This window comes from Caulobacter sp. DWR1-3-2b1, from assembly GCF_049895765.1.
Taxonomy (GTDB): Bacteria; Pseudomonadota; Alphaproteobacteria; order Caulobacterales; family Caulobacteraceae; genus Caulobacter.
The window spans coordinates 161588-176687 of the sequence record NZ_JAFCSZ010000002.1; the positions used below are offsets into that span (position 1 = coordinate 161588).

Below are 15100 nucleotides of genomic sequence, written 5' to 3' on the forward strand. Positions count from 1 at the left end.
CGCGCATTGGGTGCGTAGGAGTTGGTCGCGTGAACACTGAATCGATAGGCATAACGCCGTGGATGGCGCTGCCGGAGACCCGGGCGGTGATCGCGGCGCTGGAAGAACGCGGCTTCGTCGGCTGCGCGCGATTCGTCGGCGGCTGCGTACGCAACACCCTGATGGGCAAGCCCATCGACGACATCGATATCGCCACCACCCTGACGCCCGACCAGGTGATCGACGCCTTGGCCCATGCCGGCCTGCGGGCAATTCCGACGGGGGTCGATCATGGCACCGTCACGGCCATCTCGAACGGCCGCCCCTACGAGATCACCACCCTGCGCCGCGATGTCTCCACCGACGGCAGGCGGGCCACGGTGGCGTTCAGTCAGGACTGGGGCCAGGACGCCGAGCGCCGCGATTTCCGCTTCAACGCTCTCTATGTCGATCCCGAGGGCCGGTTGTACGACCCGACCGGAGAGGGCGTGAACGACGCGCGCGAGGGGCGGGTGGTATTTGTGGGCGATCCCATGACCCGCATCCGCGAGGACTATCTGCGCATCCTGCGCTTCTTCCGCTTCCAGGCCTGGTATGGCAAGGGCGAGGCCGACCAGAAGGCCCTGGCCGCCTGCAAGGCGCTGAAGGGCATGGTCTCCGGCCGCGCCGCCGAGCGAACCCAGAAGGAGGTGATGAAGCTTCTGGCCTCCGAAGATCCGCGCCCGGCCCTGCGGCTGATGGCGGCAACCGGTGTGCTGGGGTCCATCCTGCCCTTCGTCAAATCCCTGGCCCGTTTCGACAGTCTGCTGACCATCGAGACCGAGCAACTGTTCGAGAACGATCCCGAACTGCGGCTGGCCTCGCTGATCCCCGACGACCCCACCATCGCCGAGCAGATGTCCGAGCGGCTGCGGCTGGCCAACAACACCAAGGATCGCCTGGTCGACGCGGTGGGCAAGAACCCGCGCATCGTCAGCTGGATGAGCCCGCGCGAGGCGCGCCGGGCTATCTACGCCCTGGGGGTGCGCACCTTCTGCGACCGCATCAAGCTGGCCTGGGCTGGCTCCGGGCGTCCCGTCACCGCCCCGCAGTGGCGCGGCCTGCTGGCCATGGCCGAGACCTGGACCCCGCCGCCGTTCCCGCTGTCGGGCGACGAGGTGATGAAGGCGGGCGTGCCCAAGGGGCCGCTGGTGGGGGAAGTGATGCGCGAGATCGAGATCTGGTGGATCGACCAGGACTTTATCGAGGACAAATTCAGCGCCATCGAACGCCTGAAGGCGGTGGCCCAGGGCATTGCCTACTGATGCGGATCGGCCTGCTGGAGACAGGCGCGCCGCCGGCCGAGCTGCAGCCGGCCTTCGGTCGCTATGGCGGCATGTTCCAGACCCTGCTGGGGTCCGACCACAACTACGCCATCTATGACGTCCAGGCGGGCCAGCTGCCGGCTACAGCGGGCGAGCAGGACGCCTATGTCATCACCGGTTCGTCGGCGGGGGTCTATGAGGCTCTGCCATGGATCGATCCGTTGTCGGACTTTCTCAGATCGGCGCGGGGCGAGGCGGCCTTCGTCGGGGTCTGTTTCGGCCACCAGATCATGGCCCAGGCCTTTGGCGGCCAGGTAGTGAAGTCCGAGCGCGGCTGGGGCGTGGGTCTGCATCGCTACGCCGTCGAGCGGCCCCAGGGCTGGACCGATGCGGCGAGCGTCGCCATCCCCGCCTCGCACCAGGATCAGGTCGTGAGCCTGCCGCCCTCGGCGACCGTGATCGGCGGCAGCGCCTTCACGCCTTATGGCCTGCTGTCCTATGACGACGCGTCCGGGCGGAAAAAGGGGGCCATTTCGATGCAGTTCCACCCGGAGTTCGAGCCCGCCTATGCGGCGGCTCTGATCGAAGCCCGGCGGGGGACCCGCTACACCGACGAGCAGGCCGACGCCGCCATCGCTACGCTTCAGGCCCCCAATGACCGCTCGAGGGTCGGCGGCTGGATCAGGGCCTTCCTTGATCAGGCAACCGGGCGCTAGCTTGAGCGTTGCTGTCTGAGGGAGACCCTGCCATGCGCGCCGCCACCGTTATCGCCGTTCTAGGCCTCGCCCTCGCGGGCGGCGCTGTTATCACCAGCGTCAATGCTGCTCCGGACGCGGCGAAACCCGCACCAGTTCCGCTGAAGGCTGTCGCGACCTTTGTCTCGATCAAGGATCCGGCCGCCCGGTCGGTGGCCCTGTTCCAGGAGGCAGGCAAGGTCATCCAGAGCCCGCGCTGCATGAACTGCCACCCCGTTGAGCGCCGCCCGACCCAGGGCGACGACATGCACCCGCACAACCCGCCCGTCGCTGGCGGCCAGAGCGGCCACGGCGTGCCCGGCCTGCCGTGCCTGTCGTGCCATGGCCCCGCCAATGTGCCGGCCTGGGGCGAGAAGATCCAAAGCATCCCCGGCGATCCGAAATGGGCGCTGGCTCCGGTCGAGATGGCTTGGCAGGGTAAGTCGCTGGGTCAGATCTGCGCCCAGATCAAGGATCCGGCCCGCAACGGCGGCAAGACCCTGGACCAGATCCACCATCACATGGCGCAGGATCAACTGGTGGGCTGGGGCTGGAACCCGGGCGCTGGACGCCTCCCGGCGCCGGGGACGCAGGCTCAGTTCGGCGAGATCATCCGGGCGTGGATCGATACCGGGGCCAAGTGCCCGAAGGCGTGATTCTTCCTTCTCCCCTTGCGGGAGAAGGTGGCCCGCGCCAGCGGGTCGGATGAGGGGTCGGTAGGCCCTTATGTTGCGAACGGATGCGGCGTCGCTCGTGCGACCCCTCATCCGGCGCTGCGCGCCTCCTTCTCCCGCAAGGGGAGAAGGAGACAGCCTACGGCCACTTCACCGTCGGCGGCATCGAGCTGAGGATCGACTCCACGTTCCCGCCCGTCTTCAGCCCGAACATCGTGCCGCGGTCGTAGAGCAGGTTGAACTCCACATACCGCCCGCGCTGCACCAACTGCTGCTCGCGCTCCTCGGCCGTCCAGGCCTCGGCCATCCGGCGACGGATCAGCTGCGGATAGACCTCCAGAAACGCCTTGCCGACATCCTGGGTGAAGACGAAGTCCCTGGACCAGTCGCCGCTGTCATGGTGGTCGTAGAAGATGCCGCCGACGCCTCGCGGCTCGTTGCGGTGGGGCAGGAAAAAGTACTCGTCGCACCAGGCCTTGTACTTGGCGTGCCAATCGGGGTGATGGGCGTCGCAGGCGCGCTGATAGGCGGCGTGGAAATCGACCGCGTCGGGGAAGTCCTGGCTACGCTGATAGCCGAGCAGGGGCGTCAGGTCGCCGCCACCGCCGAACCAGCTTTTCGTGGTGGCGATGAAGCGGGTGTTCATGTGCACGGCCGGCACGCGCGGGCTGACCATGTGGGCAATCAGGCTGATCCCGGTGGCGAAGAACCGTGGGTCGTCGCCCGCGCCCGGCATCGACTTGGCCATCTCGGGCGTGAAGGTTCCAAACACCGTCGAGACGTGGACGCCGACCTTTTCGAACAGACGGCCGTGCATCATCGACATCACCCCGCCGCCGCCGGCCGCGCGGTTCCAGGGCTTGCGCTCGAAGCGGCCCGGCTGGCCCGGATAGAGGTCGGCGGGGGCCTCGTCTTCCAGGCGCTCGAACTCGGCGCAGATCTGGTCGCGCAGGCTTTCGAACCAGGCTTTCGCCGTGGCTTTCTTCTGGTCGAGATCGAGGACGTCGGTCATGGGAGCCGATTAAGGCCAACCGACGCCCCGCGCAAATCCGGGAAGATGCGTAAGGCCAGTTCCTAAGCCGCGCGGGCCTTGGCCGCGCTCGGTTCGACGCGGAAGGCGCCGATCAACCTGGGTGACGATGCCGGCATAATGTCGCACCTGGCATCAGAGCAGATCGGCGAACCCGTCTGTCTGTCGCAGCGCTTCGCCCAGAGCCATCGCCGCGCTGGTGGCCAGGTTCATCGACCGCGCCTCGGGCCGCAGTGGAATCACCAGCCGCCCTTGCGCGGCCGTGTGGACCTCCTCGGGCGCGCCACGGCTCTCGTTGCCGAACAAAAGCGTATCGCCCGGACGGAATGCAAACCTGTGGAAGGCGACGGCCCCCTTGGTCGTGAACAGCAGCAACCGCCCTTCGGCGCGTTCAGGTGCGGCGAGAAAGGCTTCCCACGAAACATGGCGTTTCATATGTGCCAGCGGGCCGTAATCCAGCGCCGCCCGCTTGAGGCTCTTGTCGTCCAAGGGGAAGCTGCAGGGCTCGATCACGTCCAGACCGGCGCCAAAACAGGCGGCGAGACGGATCGCCGCGCCGACGTTTTGAGGAATGCCTGGTTGAAAAAGCGCGAGACGCATTCTAAGCGAACCACCACAAGGCTAGCAGGGACATTGCTGCGAATCGAAAGGGCTTGCGGACTCGTGCCGCAGGTCCGATAGGACGAACCAACCGTCGCCTTGTGGCGGAGATCCGCTTGCGGGTCGAGAAAGATACGGCGCCGAAAGGCGCATCTCCTGGCCGGCCGGTTTCTCGGCGCGGCGGAATCGAAGGGTGACTTAAGGTGGCCGACACCGCCGTGGGCGCAACGACCGAGCCGGAGCATGGGGCTGACCCCAGCCGCCGCGACTTCATTTACATCGCGACGATCGCGGCCGCCGCAGGCGCCGGCGCTTCGCTCGTGTGGCCGTTCGTCGATCAGATGAACCCGTCAGCCGACACGCTGGCGCTGGCCTCGACCGAATTCGACCTGACCAAGGTCGTCGACGGTCAGCAGGTCACGCTCAAGTGGCGCGGCAAGCCGTTGTTCGTGCGCAATCGCACGCCGGCCGAGATCCAGAAGGCGGTCGCCGACGACGGCGCGGCCCTGAAGGATCCGCAGACCGACGCCGAGCGGGTCAAGCCGGGCAAGGCTCAGTGGCTGGTGCTGATCGGCTCGTGTACGCACCTGGGTTGCGTGCCGACGTTCGGCGGCGGCGACTATGGTGGCTGGTTCTGCCCCTGCCACGGCTCGCACTACGACACCTCGGGCCGGATCCGTAAGGGCCCTGCGCCCCTGAACCTCGCGGTTCCGGATTACGAGTTCCTCACCGACACCAAGGTCAAGATCGGTTAAGCGAGATGAGCGGACATTCGACCTATCAACCGAAGACCGGTTTCGAGCGTTGGCTCGACGCCCGTCTGCCTATCGTGCGCCTCGGCTATGACAGCTTCGTCGACTACCCGACGCCGCGTAACCTCAACTATTGGTACACGTTCGGCGGCATCCTGTCGCTGTGCCTGGCCTCGCAGTTGATCACCGGCATCATCCTGGCGATGCACTACAATGTGGGCGACGCCTTCAACAGCGTCGAGCACATCATGCGCGACGTGAACTACGGCTGGCTGATCCGTTACATGCACTCCAATGGCGCGTCGATGTTCTTCATCGCCGTCTATATCCACATGTTCCGCGGTCTCTATTACGGCTCGTACAAGGCCCCCCGCGAAGTGCTGTGGCTGCTGGGCTGCGTGATCTACCTGCTGATGATGGCTACTGCCTTCATGGGGTATGTCCTGCCCTGGGGTCAGATGTCCTTCCATGGCGCCGTCGTGATCACCAACCTGTTCGGCGCCCTGCCGATCGTGGGCGAGAGCATCACCACCTGGCTATGGGGCGGCTTCGCCGTCGATACCGCCACGCTGAACCGCTTCTTCTCGCTGCACTACCTGCTGCCCTTCATGATCGCCGGCGTCGTGATCCTGCACGTCTGGGCGCTGCACGTGGTGGGTCAGAACAATCCGACAGGCGTGGATCCGAAGTCAAAAGCCGACACCCTTCCCTTCACCCCGTACGCGACGGTGAAGGACGGGTTCGCGATGAGCATCTTCCTGATCCTCTTCGCCTTCTTCGTCTTCTACATGCCAAACGCCCTGGGCCACGCCGACAATTACATCCCGGCAAACCCGCTGGTGACGCCGTCGCACATCGTTCCGGAATGGTACTTCCTGCCGTTCTACGCGATCCTGCGCGCTGTTCCGGACAAGCTGATGGGCGTGCTGGCCATGTTCGGCGCCATCGCCTGCCTGTTCGCCCTGCCTTGGCTGGACACCTCCAAGGTGCGCTCGATGCGCTACCGCCCGACCATGAAGGTCTACTTCGTGTTCTTCGCGATAGCGTGCATCGTTCTGGGCTTCTGCGGCGCCAAGCTGCCGGATGACCAAATCATTCCGCACCTGACCACGTTCAAACTCTACGATGCTGACCTGAACAGCTTCGTGTGGCTGAGCCGCGTGGCGTCGATCTACTATTTCGCTTTCTTCGTGGTCATCATGCCTTGGGTGGGCCTGAAGGAAACGCCTCTGCCGGTGCCGGACTCGATCGCGTCCCCGGCGCTGTCGCCTGCTGAGAAGGGCTGATCCAGATGCTGCGCAAACTCTCCATCATCGCAGCCGTCGCGGGTCTGATGGCCGGCGGCCAGGCCTTGGCCGCCGGTCACCCCCACCCGCCCAAGAACGTCGAGTGGTCCTTCGAAGGGCCGTTCGGCAAGTTCGACCAGGCCCAGCTGCAACGCGGCTACAAGGTCTATCGGGAGGTCTGCTCGGCCTGTCACTCGATGAGTCTGGTCAGCTTCCGCAACCTCGGCGACAAGGGCGGCCCGTTCTATAACTCCGAATACAAGAACGCGAACGACAACCCGTGGGTCAAGGCGATCGCCAAGGACTACGAGGTCGCCGACATCGACTCCGAGACCGGCGACGTCATAAAGCGTCCCGCGACCGCCGCCGATCGCTTCCCCGCGCCATACCCCAACGAGCCGGCCGCCCGCGCCGGCAATGGCGGGGCCCTGCCGCCGGACATGTCGCTGCTGGCCAAGGCCCGCACCGGCGGCTCGGACTACATCTACTCGCTGCTGACCGGCTATGAGGAACCCCCGAAGGGTCTGAAGGTCGGCGCCGGCCAGCACTACAACCCCTACATGGCCGGTGATCTGACCGCGTCCTGGTCGGGTCCGCACGACAAGGTTCCGGCTGGTGGCTTCATCGCCATGGCCGCGCCCCTGAAGGATGGCCTGGTCAGCTTCGACGACGGCGCCAAGTCGACCCTCGACCAGCAGGCCAAGGACGTCTCGGCCTTCCTGATGTGGGCCGCCGAGCCCAAGCTGGAAGAGCGCAAGAAGATGGGCTTCGTGGTCATCCTCTATCTAATGATGTTCTCGGGCCTGCTCTATGCCAGCTACCGCAAGGTCTGGAAGCACGAGTCCCACTGAACCTTCCCCGTCGAGATCGACGGGATAAGAGGGCTCAGACCAAACATCTGGAGCGCTCCGCGCTCCGGGAACCTCGTAAGGTTCGGGAAAGATCAGGGCCCGGCGGAAACGCCGGGCCCTTTTTCTTTGGGCGCTTGTGGGGTCGGCGTCAGCCACAGCTGGCCGGCCTGGGCGTCGAGGCGCAGGCGATAGTCCGAGAGGATCGCCACGCCGACCGCACCCGTCACGCCCCGGGGCAGGTCGCCGGCTCGCACCGCCAAAACGCGCTGGCGCAGACGGCCGTCCAGCGACAGGCCGGCCAGGACGCCAGCCGGCTTCTGGCGCGGACCGTCGGCGTCGCCGCGCGCCCGCACCCCCCCGTTCGAGGCCGTATCGAGAGCGAAGGCCCCGGTCAGGCTGGCAAACCCGTCCGACGCCGTGGCCTGGACGGTCGGCACGCCACCCACCACAGTCACCGGCAAGCCGGGCCCGTTGGAGGCGGCCGTCGATCCCGGAGCCTCCAGCCGCAGACGGCAGGGAGCAAAGTCGATGATGACGACATAGCGACCCAGGACATCAGCCCCGATGACGCCTGCGATCGGGGCCACGAACCCGACGCTGCGATAGTCGAGATCGCTGACCAGCACCGGTACGGCCTCCACCCGGCGCCCGGCCACCCGCACTGGCAGGGTCAGGTCGATGTCCGCATAGCCGCTCATCTGGGCCTTGGTATTGTGCAGCAGGGTGCGCGGCGCCGACAGGTCGATGACGAAGTCGCCGGCCATGTCGGCGATGGCGGCCGGAGCAACGATGGCCCCGTTCTCGAACCAGCAGGCTGTCTCGCCAGCCACGGCCGGGGCGGCCGCTCCCAGCGACAGGATCAATGGCAAAGCGGTGGCGGAGCGACGCATGACGTTATCCTAGCCAACCCTTTCGTCCTCGGCGATGCACCGGTAGCGACTGTAGGCCAGACGGCGAATTGCACGTGCCTCCAGAGGCACGATAGGTTGCGCCATGATCACGAAGCTGACCGATAAACCAATCTCGATCGCGGCTGACCATCGCGGCGTCGTTTTGAAGGAGCGGTTGAAGGGTTGGCTGCTCGCCAAGGGCTACAGGGTAAAAGATTGCGGGACCGACAGCGCTGCAGCGCGGGTCGATGCGATGGACTATGCGCTTCAGCTGGTAGCGGAACTCAAAGCGAGCCGGTCGGACTTCGCCATAGGGATCTGCGGCAGTGGGCAGATGATGGCGATAACCGCGAACCGCTTTCCCTTCGTGCGGGCCACACTCCTTCACACGGCGGAGGAAAGCATCGACGCTCGCCGACACGGCGACGCCAACATGCTGGTCTTGGGGGCAGACGTTACTGACGACGCCACGGTAGAATCTATCCTGGCGGCGTTCTTGAACACGACCGCCCTTGGAGACCGCTATGCCGAGCGTAGAAAACGATTAGCTGAACTCGACATTTCTGAGTTGTAGAAGCACGTCTACACTCACCTGACGAAGCAGCGGGTCTAGACCTCGCCCCGGTTCCCACCGCCCCGCTGGAACAGCTGAAGGGTGCGCAGCATGGCCAACCGGGCGCTATCGGCGTGATAACCGTTCGGGGCGACGAAGGCGTGGCCGGCGTCGTACAGCCAGACCGGAAGGTCGGGGTGGGCGGTCTTGATGCTTTCGACATCGGCCAGGGGGATCATCGGATCGCTCTTGCCGAAATGCAGGGCCGTCGGGACTTTTGGCACTTCATCCGCATACTGAACAATGTCGCCGCCGTAGAAGGCCGAGACGCCCGACAGGCCCTCGCAGCGGGCCGCGGCCAGCCAGGCGGTCGTGCCGCCATAGCAGAAGCCCATGGCGAACACCGGACCGTCCAGGGCCTCGATACAGGTCTGGACCCGGGGCAGGGCGCTCAGGCCCCAGCCGGTGGTCTTGCCCATGGCCATGCGCTGGTCGAGCATGGCGGGCTCGGTATTGGCGTCGGGGAAGGGCGCGTCGGCGGCGTCGAACAGGGCGGGTGCGATCACCTCATAACCTTGCTCGGCCAAGGTGTCGGACAACTCGCGGATATGGGGCGTCACGCCCCAGATGGCGTGCAGGATCACCAGGCCGCCACGCCGGGCGTCCTGGGGTAGGGCGTGCCAGGCGCTGAACGGCGCGCCGTCACGGGTGGCCAGGGCGATATGGTCGCCCATGCTCAGACCCCGTTGGCGAGGAACAGGGCCAGGGTCCTCTCCCGCGCCAGCTGGGCGTCGGCGAGGTCGGACTCGGGGCGACCATCATTGTTGAAGCCGTGGCCGCTGGCCTCGTAGATATGGACCTGGACATCAGGATGGGCGGCGGCGATGGCGGCCTTGGTTTCGTCGGCGGGAATGTGGGGGTCCTCGCGGCCCAGATGGACAATGACCGGGCAGGAGAGGTCGAACCTGGCCATGCCCGCCACCTGACCGCCATAGTAGCTGGCGGCAGCCGACAGGCCGGTGCAACGTGACGCGGCCAGCCAGGCCATGGTCCCGCCATAGCAGTAGCCGACCACGAACACCGGCCCGCGCGGCGCCAGGAAGTCGATACAGGCCTGGATGTCGCCCATGGCGCTGTCGGGGCCGTTGGCCTTGGCGTACCGGACGCCGGTCTCGAAGCCGGCCGGGTCGTGCTCGGCCACGAAACCCAGTTCCTGACGGTCGAACATCGCGGGCGCGACCACCTCGAAGCCGCGCTCGGCCCAGCGCGCCACATCCTCCTGAACATAACGGTCCAGGCCAAAGATTTCCTGGATCACGATCACCCCGCCGTGGCGAACCCCTTGCGGGTGCTCGTGGGCGGCGGTGAAGACGAAGCCGTCATGAACGGCGGTCAGGGTCAGGCGGTCGGTGGTCATCGGCGCACGATCTTCCCGATATGAAAACGGCCGGAGCGTTTCCACCCCGGCCGTTTGAATGTCCTAGACGTTGAAGCGGAAGTGCATCACGTCGCCGTCCTTGACGACGTAGTCCTTGCCTTCGGCCCGCATCTTGCCGGCCTCCTTGGCGCCGTTTTCACCGCCCAGCTTGACGAAGTCGTCATAGGCGATGGTCTCGGCGCGGATATAGCCCTTCTCGAAGTCGGTGTGGATGACGCCGGCCGCCTGGGGGCCGGTGTCGCCGACATGGATGGTCCAGGCGCGGGCTTCCTTGGGGCCGACCGTGAAATAGGTCTGCAGGTCCAGCAGCTTATAGGCTTCGCGGATCAGGCGGTTCAGGCCCGGCTCTTCCAGACCCAGGGTCTCGAGGAAATCTGCGCGTTCGTCGGCGTCGAGCAGGGCGATCTCGCTCTCGATCTGGGCCGAGATCACCACGCTGTTGGCGTTGTCCTGGGCGGCGCGAGCGGCGACCAGATCGCTATATTTGTTGCCCTTGTCGGCGCTGGCTTCGTCGACATTGCAGACATAGAGGGCCGGCAACGCGGTCAGCAGCTGCAGCATGTGCCAGGCCTTCTCGTCGTCGGCGTCGATTTTGGCGACGCGGGCGGGACGGCCTTCGCGCAGCTGGTCCAGGGCCAGGTTGGCGAGGCGCAGCGTATTGGCGCTTTCCTTGTCGCCGCCGGTCTTGGCGCGCTTTTCCAGGGCGGGAACGCGCTTTTCCAGGCTTTCCAGATCGGCCAGCATCAGCTCGGTCTCGATGATGTCGAGATCGCTGATCGGGTCGATGCGGCCTTCCACGTGGACGATATCGCCGTCCTCGAAACAGCGGGCCACGAAGGCCACGGCGTCGCAGTCGCGGATATTGGCCAGGAACTGATTGCCCAGGCCCTCGCCCTTGGACGCGCCGCGCACCAGGCCGGCGATGTCGACGAAGGTGATCCGGGCCGGGATGATTTCCTTGGAGCCGGCGATCTTGGCCAGGGCGTCGAGGCGCGCCTCGGGCACCGCGACCTCGCCGGTATTGGGCTCGATCGTGCAGAACGGATAGTTGGCGGCCTGGGCAGACGCCGTCTGGGTCAGGGCGTTGAACAGGGTGGACTTGCCGACATTGGGCAGGCCGACGATGGCGACTTTAAGGGCCATGGAACTCTCGTGAATTTCGTTGGCCGCGACCTAGCACGGATGCGCGGGAAGGCGAAGGGCGGGGACTGCCCCGCTCACCATCGGACGGCGTGGATCGTCGCAATCGAGCGCGACTACGATCGAGATCGGTTCAGCCCAGACGCAGGGTGCGGGTTGAGCCGCCCTCCGTGTAGGACCAGGTCAGCTTGGCGTCGCTGGCTCTATTGGCCATTTGCAGTACATCATCGCCCGCGAAGGTCTTGGGCAGTATCACAGTAGCCTCGACCCGACCCTGACTGTCGGGCGCCGAGACTGAGGGCCGCAACTCGGGACGCCAGGCGCTTTGCCGGGCCAGATATTGCTCCACGCGCGGGGACGGGCCCGTGATGACAAAGCGCGAGGGGGCTCTGGTTTCGCTGACGCTGCAGGCTGCCGCGACCAACCCCGCCGCCAGCGTCAGGGTAAGGGCGCGCATCCCGACTACGATCTTGCGGTTCATCGCTATTTCCTCGCGACCGTGGAGACGTCAAGCAGATTGGCACATCCTATGCGTGTTGTGAAGCAAGCTGCAGGCGTGATCGGTCCCGGCGGCATCCAGTGGATGCGGGCCGGCAAGGGCATCGTTCACTCCGAAATGCCCGAACAGGCGTAGGGCCGCATGCGCGGCTTCCAGCTGTGGGTGAACCTGCCAGCGAAGCTCAAGATGAGCGAGCCCGGCTATTTGGAATTCGAAAGCGACGCGATCCCGGTCGAGGCGCGCGACGGCGGCGTCACGGTCAAGGTGATCCCGGGCGTCACCGATGCCGGTACGGCCGGGACGCCCCCTCCGTAATGGCGATACGCGACGTGACGGAGGGGGCGTTCTCGACGTCTGCCGTAGCCCCCTTACGCCTCCGCCGCGCCTGTGCTTCAAGTGGCCTGACCAATAGAGCGTGGAGGAAACGTATGGCCAAGGGACTCGCGGCGCGTCTGCGCCGGGCGCTGATGATTTGCGCCATCGGCCTGATCGCTCCGATGGGCGCCATGGCCTCGACGCCCACCCTGACCCGCGCCGACCTGCGCGCCGGCAAGGACCTGTCGGGCGCCTGGCACTACTCGATCGATCCCTATCGCGATGGCCTGCTGGGCTTCCATCGCGGCGCGGCGGGCGAGGGGCATCGGCGCTTCGACGACACCGACGTGGACGCCTTCACCCGCGCCAATCCCAACGCCCTCTATGAATACGACATGGACCGCTCGCCCAGCGTATCCCTGCCCCAGGCCTGGTTGGCCCACGATCCGAGCCTTCGGCACTATCAGGGCCTGATGTGGTACCAGCGCCGCTTCGAGGCGGCGTTCAAGCCGGGCCAGCGGGCCTTCCTGCGCTTCGAGGCCGTCAACTACACCTCCAGGGTCTATGTGAACGGCAAGCCGGCCGGCGAGCACGAAGGCGGCTTTACGCCGTTCTCGCTGGAGGTCACGGACCTGCTGCGCGACGGGGGCAACCAGGTGACCGTGGGCGTCGACTCTACCCCCAAGGTCGATGGCGTGCCGCCGCCGGTCACCGATTGGGAGAACTACGGCGGTATCACCCGGCCGATGCGGCTGGTGCTGACCCCGGCCACCTTCGTCGACGAGGCCTGGGTGCGCCTGGGCAAGGACGGCCGCATCGCCGCCACCGTGAAGCTGGACGGCGCCCAGTCTGCGGGCCTGGAGGTGCGGGTGCGCGCGCCGGAGCTGGGGCTGGTGCTCTCCGGCAAGGCCGGCGCGGACGGCGTCGCCCAGCTGTCGGCCGCCGCCCCCAAAGGGCTGGTCCGCTGGTCGACCGAGAAGCCCAAGCTCTACGACATCGTGGTCGAGGCTGGTGAGGATCGCATGACCGACCGGGTCGGCTTTCGCACCATCGAGACGCGCGGCGACCAGATCCTGTTGAACGGCAAGCCGATCTATCTGCGCGGCATCAGCATCCACGAGGAGGAGTTTGGCGAAAACCCCGCCCGCACCATCACCGAGGCCGGCGCTCGCGCCCTGCTTAGCGAGGCGCGCGACGGGCTGAACGCCAATTTCGTGCGCCTGGCCCACTATCCGCACGCCGAGATCACCACCCGGCTGGCCGACGAGATGGGCCTGCTGGTCTGGAGCGAGATCCCGGTCTACTGGCTGGTCGATTTCGGGAACCCGCGCACGCTTGGCCTGGCGCGCGGCATGCTGGCCGACATGATCCGCCGCGACCGCAACCGCGCCTCCATCGTGTTCTGGAGCGTGGCCAACGAGACCCCGGTGGGCGAGGCGCGCAACGCCTTCCTGTACCAGTTGATCGACGACGTGCGGGCTCTGGACGATACGCGTCTGGTCACCGCCGCCCTGCTGTCGGACCGCAAGACCGTCGACGGCCATCCGCAGATGGGTGTGGCCGATCCTCTGGCTGAGAAGCTCGATGTGCTGTCGGTCAACACCTATAGCGGCTGGTATTCGGACGACGCGCTGGACGACCTGCCGGCCATAGGCTGGACGAAGACCGAAAAGCCGATGATGTTCTCGGAGTTTGGCGCTGACGCCCTCGCCGGGTTCGAGGACCCCAGACTGATGCGCAAGTTCAGCGAGGACTTCCAGAAGAAGTACTACGAGAAGACCCTCGAAATGGCCGCCAAGGCGCCCTCGCTGCGCGGTATGTCGCCGTGGATCCTCAAGGACTTCCGCGCGCCGCGCCGCCAGCATCCCGTCTATCAGCAGGGCTGGAACCGCAAGGGCCTGGTCTCGCCGACCGGTCGCCGCAAGCCGGCGTTCGAGGTGCTGTCGAACTTCTATCTGAAGATGAAGGGCCAATAGATGCATCGACTGATCGTCTTCCTGGTCGCCGCGACGACCTTCCTGACGCTGTCGACTGCGGCCATCGCGGCCGGCGAGCCGCTGCGCGTGCTCTATCTGGACCAGTCGGTGGGCTGGCGGCACGAGCCGGTGGTCCGGCCGCGCAAGGGCGGCCTGGCCCTTTCCGAAATCGCGATGATCGCCATCGGCCAGGAAAGCCGCGCCTTCGTCGCCGAGGTCACCCAGGACGGCCGCGAGATCACACCGCAGCGGCTGGCGAGCGTGGACGTGCTGGTGTTCTACACGACCGGCGCCTTGCCGATCTCGGCCGAAGCGTGGAGCGCGGTGCAGACCCGCGTCGCGGCCGGCAAGCTGGGTTTCGTAGGCCTGCACAGCGCCACCGACACCAACTGGACCTATGACGGCCCCGGCGAGCCCTATGACCGGTTCATCGGCGGGCAGTTCGCCGGCCATCCGTGGACCCAAGGCACGCCGATCCGGATCGAGACCCTGGACCCCGACTTTCCAGCGGTTTCGATGTGGCCCGTCGGTTTCGACTATGCCGAGGAGATCTATCAGTATTCGGGTTTCGATCCGGCCCGGGTGCGCGTGCTGCAGACCCTGGACTTTACCGGAACGCCGCTGAAGCGCCCCTATGCCGTGCCGGTGACCTGGGCGCGCCAGATCGGCAAGGGGCGGCTGTTCTTCACCAATCTGGGCCACACGCCCTCGACCTGGGACGATCCGCGCTTCCGTCGGCAGGTGGCCGAGGCGATTCGCTGGACGGGCAGGCGCTCCTCGGGCTCGGCCAAGCCGGACGTCTCGCGCCAGGCGACATGGCAGTTCAAGGCGCTGCTGGCCTATGAACCCGTCGCCGGTCGCGACGACGCGGCGATCCTGGCGCGACTGGAAAGGGCCAGTCCAGCCTGGCGCGAGGCGACGGCCGCTCGAATTGCTAACCTGCGGCCAATCTATCCAACCAAGCCCGAAAACGACCGCGTTCCGTTCGATACGGCCTACCGCGCGGTGCTTGCAGAGGTTTTGATACGGGGACAGAGCAGATAAAGAACCGTCGCAGCTTCTGCCTAGGGTGGTTAGCG

General features: G+C 66.2%; 16 protein-coding genes and 1 pseudogene. 10 read left to right on the top strand and 7 right to left on the bottom strand.

Features of this window, described 5'->3' with window-relative positions; genetic code table 11:
* The first annotated feature begins 29 nt into the window (after nt 1-29).
* From ACP69S_RS02760 to ACP69S_RS02770, 3 genes are read left to right on the top strand one after another with little or no spacing between them, the layout of a single operon-like run.
* Nucleotides 30-1283: a CCA tRNA nucleotidyltransferase gene (locus ACP69S_RS02760; RefSeq protein ID WP_425994633.1), complete on the top strand. Its 1254-nt coding sequence runs from the start codon at nt 30-32 to the stop codon at nt 1281-1283.
* Nucleotides 1283-1999, top strand: coding sequence for a glutamine amidotransferase-related protein (locus ACP69S_RS02765; RefSeq protein WP_425994635.1), 717 nt, complete (start codon nt 1283-1285; stop codon nt 1997-1999). The genes ACP69S_RS02760 and ACP69S_RS02765 overlap by 1 nt, the downstream gene beginning before the upstream one ends.
* Nucleotides 2000-2031: 32 nt before the next feature.
* A complete protein-coding gene (locus ACP69S_RS02770) occupies nt 2032-2673 on the top strand; it encodes an Isoquinoline 1-oxidoreductase subunit (RefSeq protein WP_425994637.1) in 642 nt (213 codons plus the stop codon).
* 157 nt (nt 2674-2830) lie between these two features.
* Here ACP69S_RS02770 and hemF read toward each other — a convergent pair whose 3' ends face one another.
* Both hemF and ACP69S_RS02780 read right to left on the bottom strand, forming a co-directional pair.
* On the bottom strand, nt 2831-3703 hold the full coding sequence (hemF, locus tag ACP69S_RS02775; RefSeq protein ID WP_425994639.1) for an oxygen-dependent coproporphyrinogen oxidase: 873 nt from the start codon (nt 3701-3703) through the stop codon (nt 2831-2833).
* 153 nt (nt 3704-3856) lie between these two features.
* Nucleotides 3857-4321, bottom strand: coding sequence for a tRNA (cytidine(34)-2'-O)-methyltransferase (locus ACP69S_RS02780; protein WP_425994640.1), 465 nt, complete (start codon nt 4319-4321; stop codon nt 3857-3859).
* A gap of 203 nt (nt 4322-4524) precedes the next feature.
* Here ACP69S_RS02780 and petA point away from each other — a divergent pair, with 203 nt between their 5' ends.
* The 3 genes from petA to ACP69S_RS02795 are packed head-to-tail and all read left to right on the top strand — an operon-like array spanning nt 4525 to nt 7210.
* Entirely contained in the window at nt 4525-5076 is a 552-nt protein-coding gene (gene petA, locus ACP69S_RS02785; protein ID WP_425994642.1) for a ubiquinol-cytochrome c reductase iron-sulfur subunit, read from the top strand.
* Between the two features lie 5 nt (nt 5077-5081).
* A complete protein-coding gene (locus ACP69S_RS02790; RefSeq protein WP_425994644.1) occupies nt 5082-6359 on the top strand; it encodes a cytochrome b in 1278 nt (425 codons plus the stop codon).
* Between the two features lie 5 nt (nt 6360-6364).
* On the top strand, nt 6365-7210 hold the full coding sequence (locus ACP69S_RS02795; RefSeq protein ID WP_425994646.1) for a cytochrome c1: 846 nt from the start codon (nt 6365-6367) through the stop codon (nt 7208-7210).
* A 92-nt stretch (nt 7211-7302) separates the two neighbouring features.
* Here the strand turns inward: ACP69S_RS02795 and ACP69S_RS02800 are convergent, their stop codons facing one another.
* Nucleotides 7303-8100, bottom strand: coding sequence for a hypothetical protein (locus ACP69S_RS02800; RefSeq protein WP_425994648.1), 798 nt, complete (start codon nt 8098-8100; stop codon nt 7303-7305).
* A gap of 103 nt (nt 8101-8203) precedes the next feature.
* Here ACP69S_RS02800 and ACP69S_RS02805 point away from each other — a divergent pair, with 103 nt between their 5' ends.
* Nucleotides 8204-8674 carry an RpiB/LacA/LacB family sugar-phosphate isomerase gene (locus ACP69S_RS02805; RefSeq protein ID WP_425994650.1) on the top strand — a complete coding sequence of 157 codons (471 nt, stop codon included), beginning with the start codon at nt 8204-8206 and terminating at the stop codon, nt 8672-8674.
* 35 nt (nt 8675-8709) lie between these two features.
* On the opposite strand, the gene ACP69S_RS02810 is transcribed toward ACP69S_RS02805, so the two are convergent.
* The 4 genes from ACP69S_RS02810 to ACP69S_RS02825 all read right to left on the bottom strand — a co-directional run bounded on the left by ACP69S_RS02810 (nt 8710) and on the right by ACP69S_RS02825 (nt 11712).
* Nucleotides 8710-9387, bottom strand: a complete 678-nt coding sequence (locus tag ACP69S_RS02810) for a dienelactone hydrolase family protein (protein WP_425994652.1) — start codon at nt 9385-9387, stop codon at nt 8710-8712.
* A 2-nt stretch (nt 9388-9389) separates the two neighbouring features.
* Nucleotides 9390-10070 carry a dienelactone hydrolase family protein gene (locus ACP69S_RS02815; RefSeq protein WP_425994654.1) on the bottom strand — a complete coding sequence of 227 codons (681 nt, stop codon included), beginning with the start codon at nt 10068-10070 and terminating at the stop codon, nt 9390-9392.
* Between the two features lie 63 nt (nt 10071-10133).
* Nucleotides 10134-11234: a redox-regulated ATPase YchF gene (gene ychF, locus ACP69S_RS02820; RefSeq protein ID WP_425994656.1), complete on the bottom strand. Its 1101-nt coding sequence runs from the start codon at nt 11232-11234 to the stop codon at nt 10134-10136.
* Nucleotides 11235-11364: 130 nt separating this feature from the next.
* Complete coding sequence (locus tag ACP69S_RS02825; protein ID WP_425994658.1) at nt 11365-11712, bottom strand: hypothetical protein; 348 nt, start codon at nt 11710-11712, stop codon at nt 11365-11367.
* Between the two features lie 72 nt (nt 11713-11784).
* Here ACP69S_RS02825 and ACP69S_RS02830 point away from each other — a divergent pair.
* From ACP69S_RS02830 to ACP69S_RS02840, 3 genes and pseudogenes are all read left to right on the top strand, one after another.
* Nucleotides 11785-12030 (top strand): annotated as a pseudogene (locus ACP69S_RS02830) (pirin family protein); the annotation flags it as partial.
* Nucleotides 12031-12158: 128 nt separating this feature from the next.
* Nucleotides 12159-14021 carry a glycoside hydrolase family 2 protein gene (locus tag ACP69S_RS02835; RefSeq protein ID WP_425994660.1) on the top strand — a complete coding sequence of 621 codons (1863 nt, stop codon included), beginning with the start codon at nt 12159-12161 and terminating at the stop codon, nt 14019-14021.
* Entirely contained in the window at nt 14022-15065 is a 1044-nt protein-coding gene (locus ACP69S_RS02840; protein WP_425994661.1) for a ThuA domain-containing protein, read from the top strand.
* Nucleotides 15066-15100: the final 35 nt, after the last annotated feature.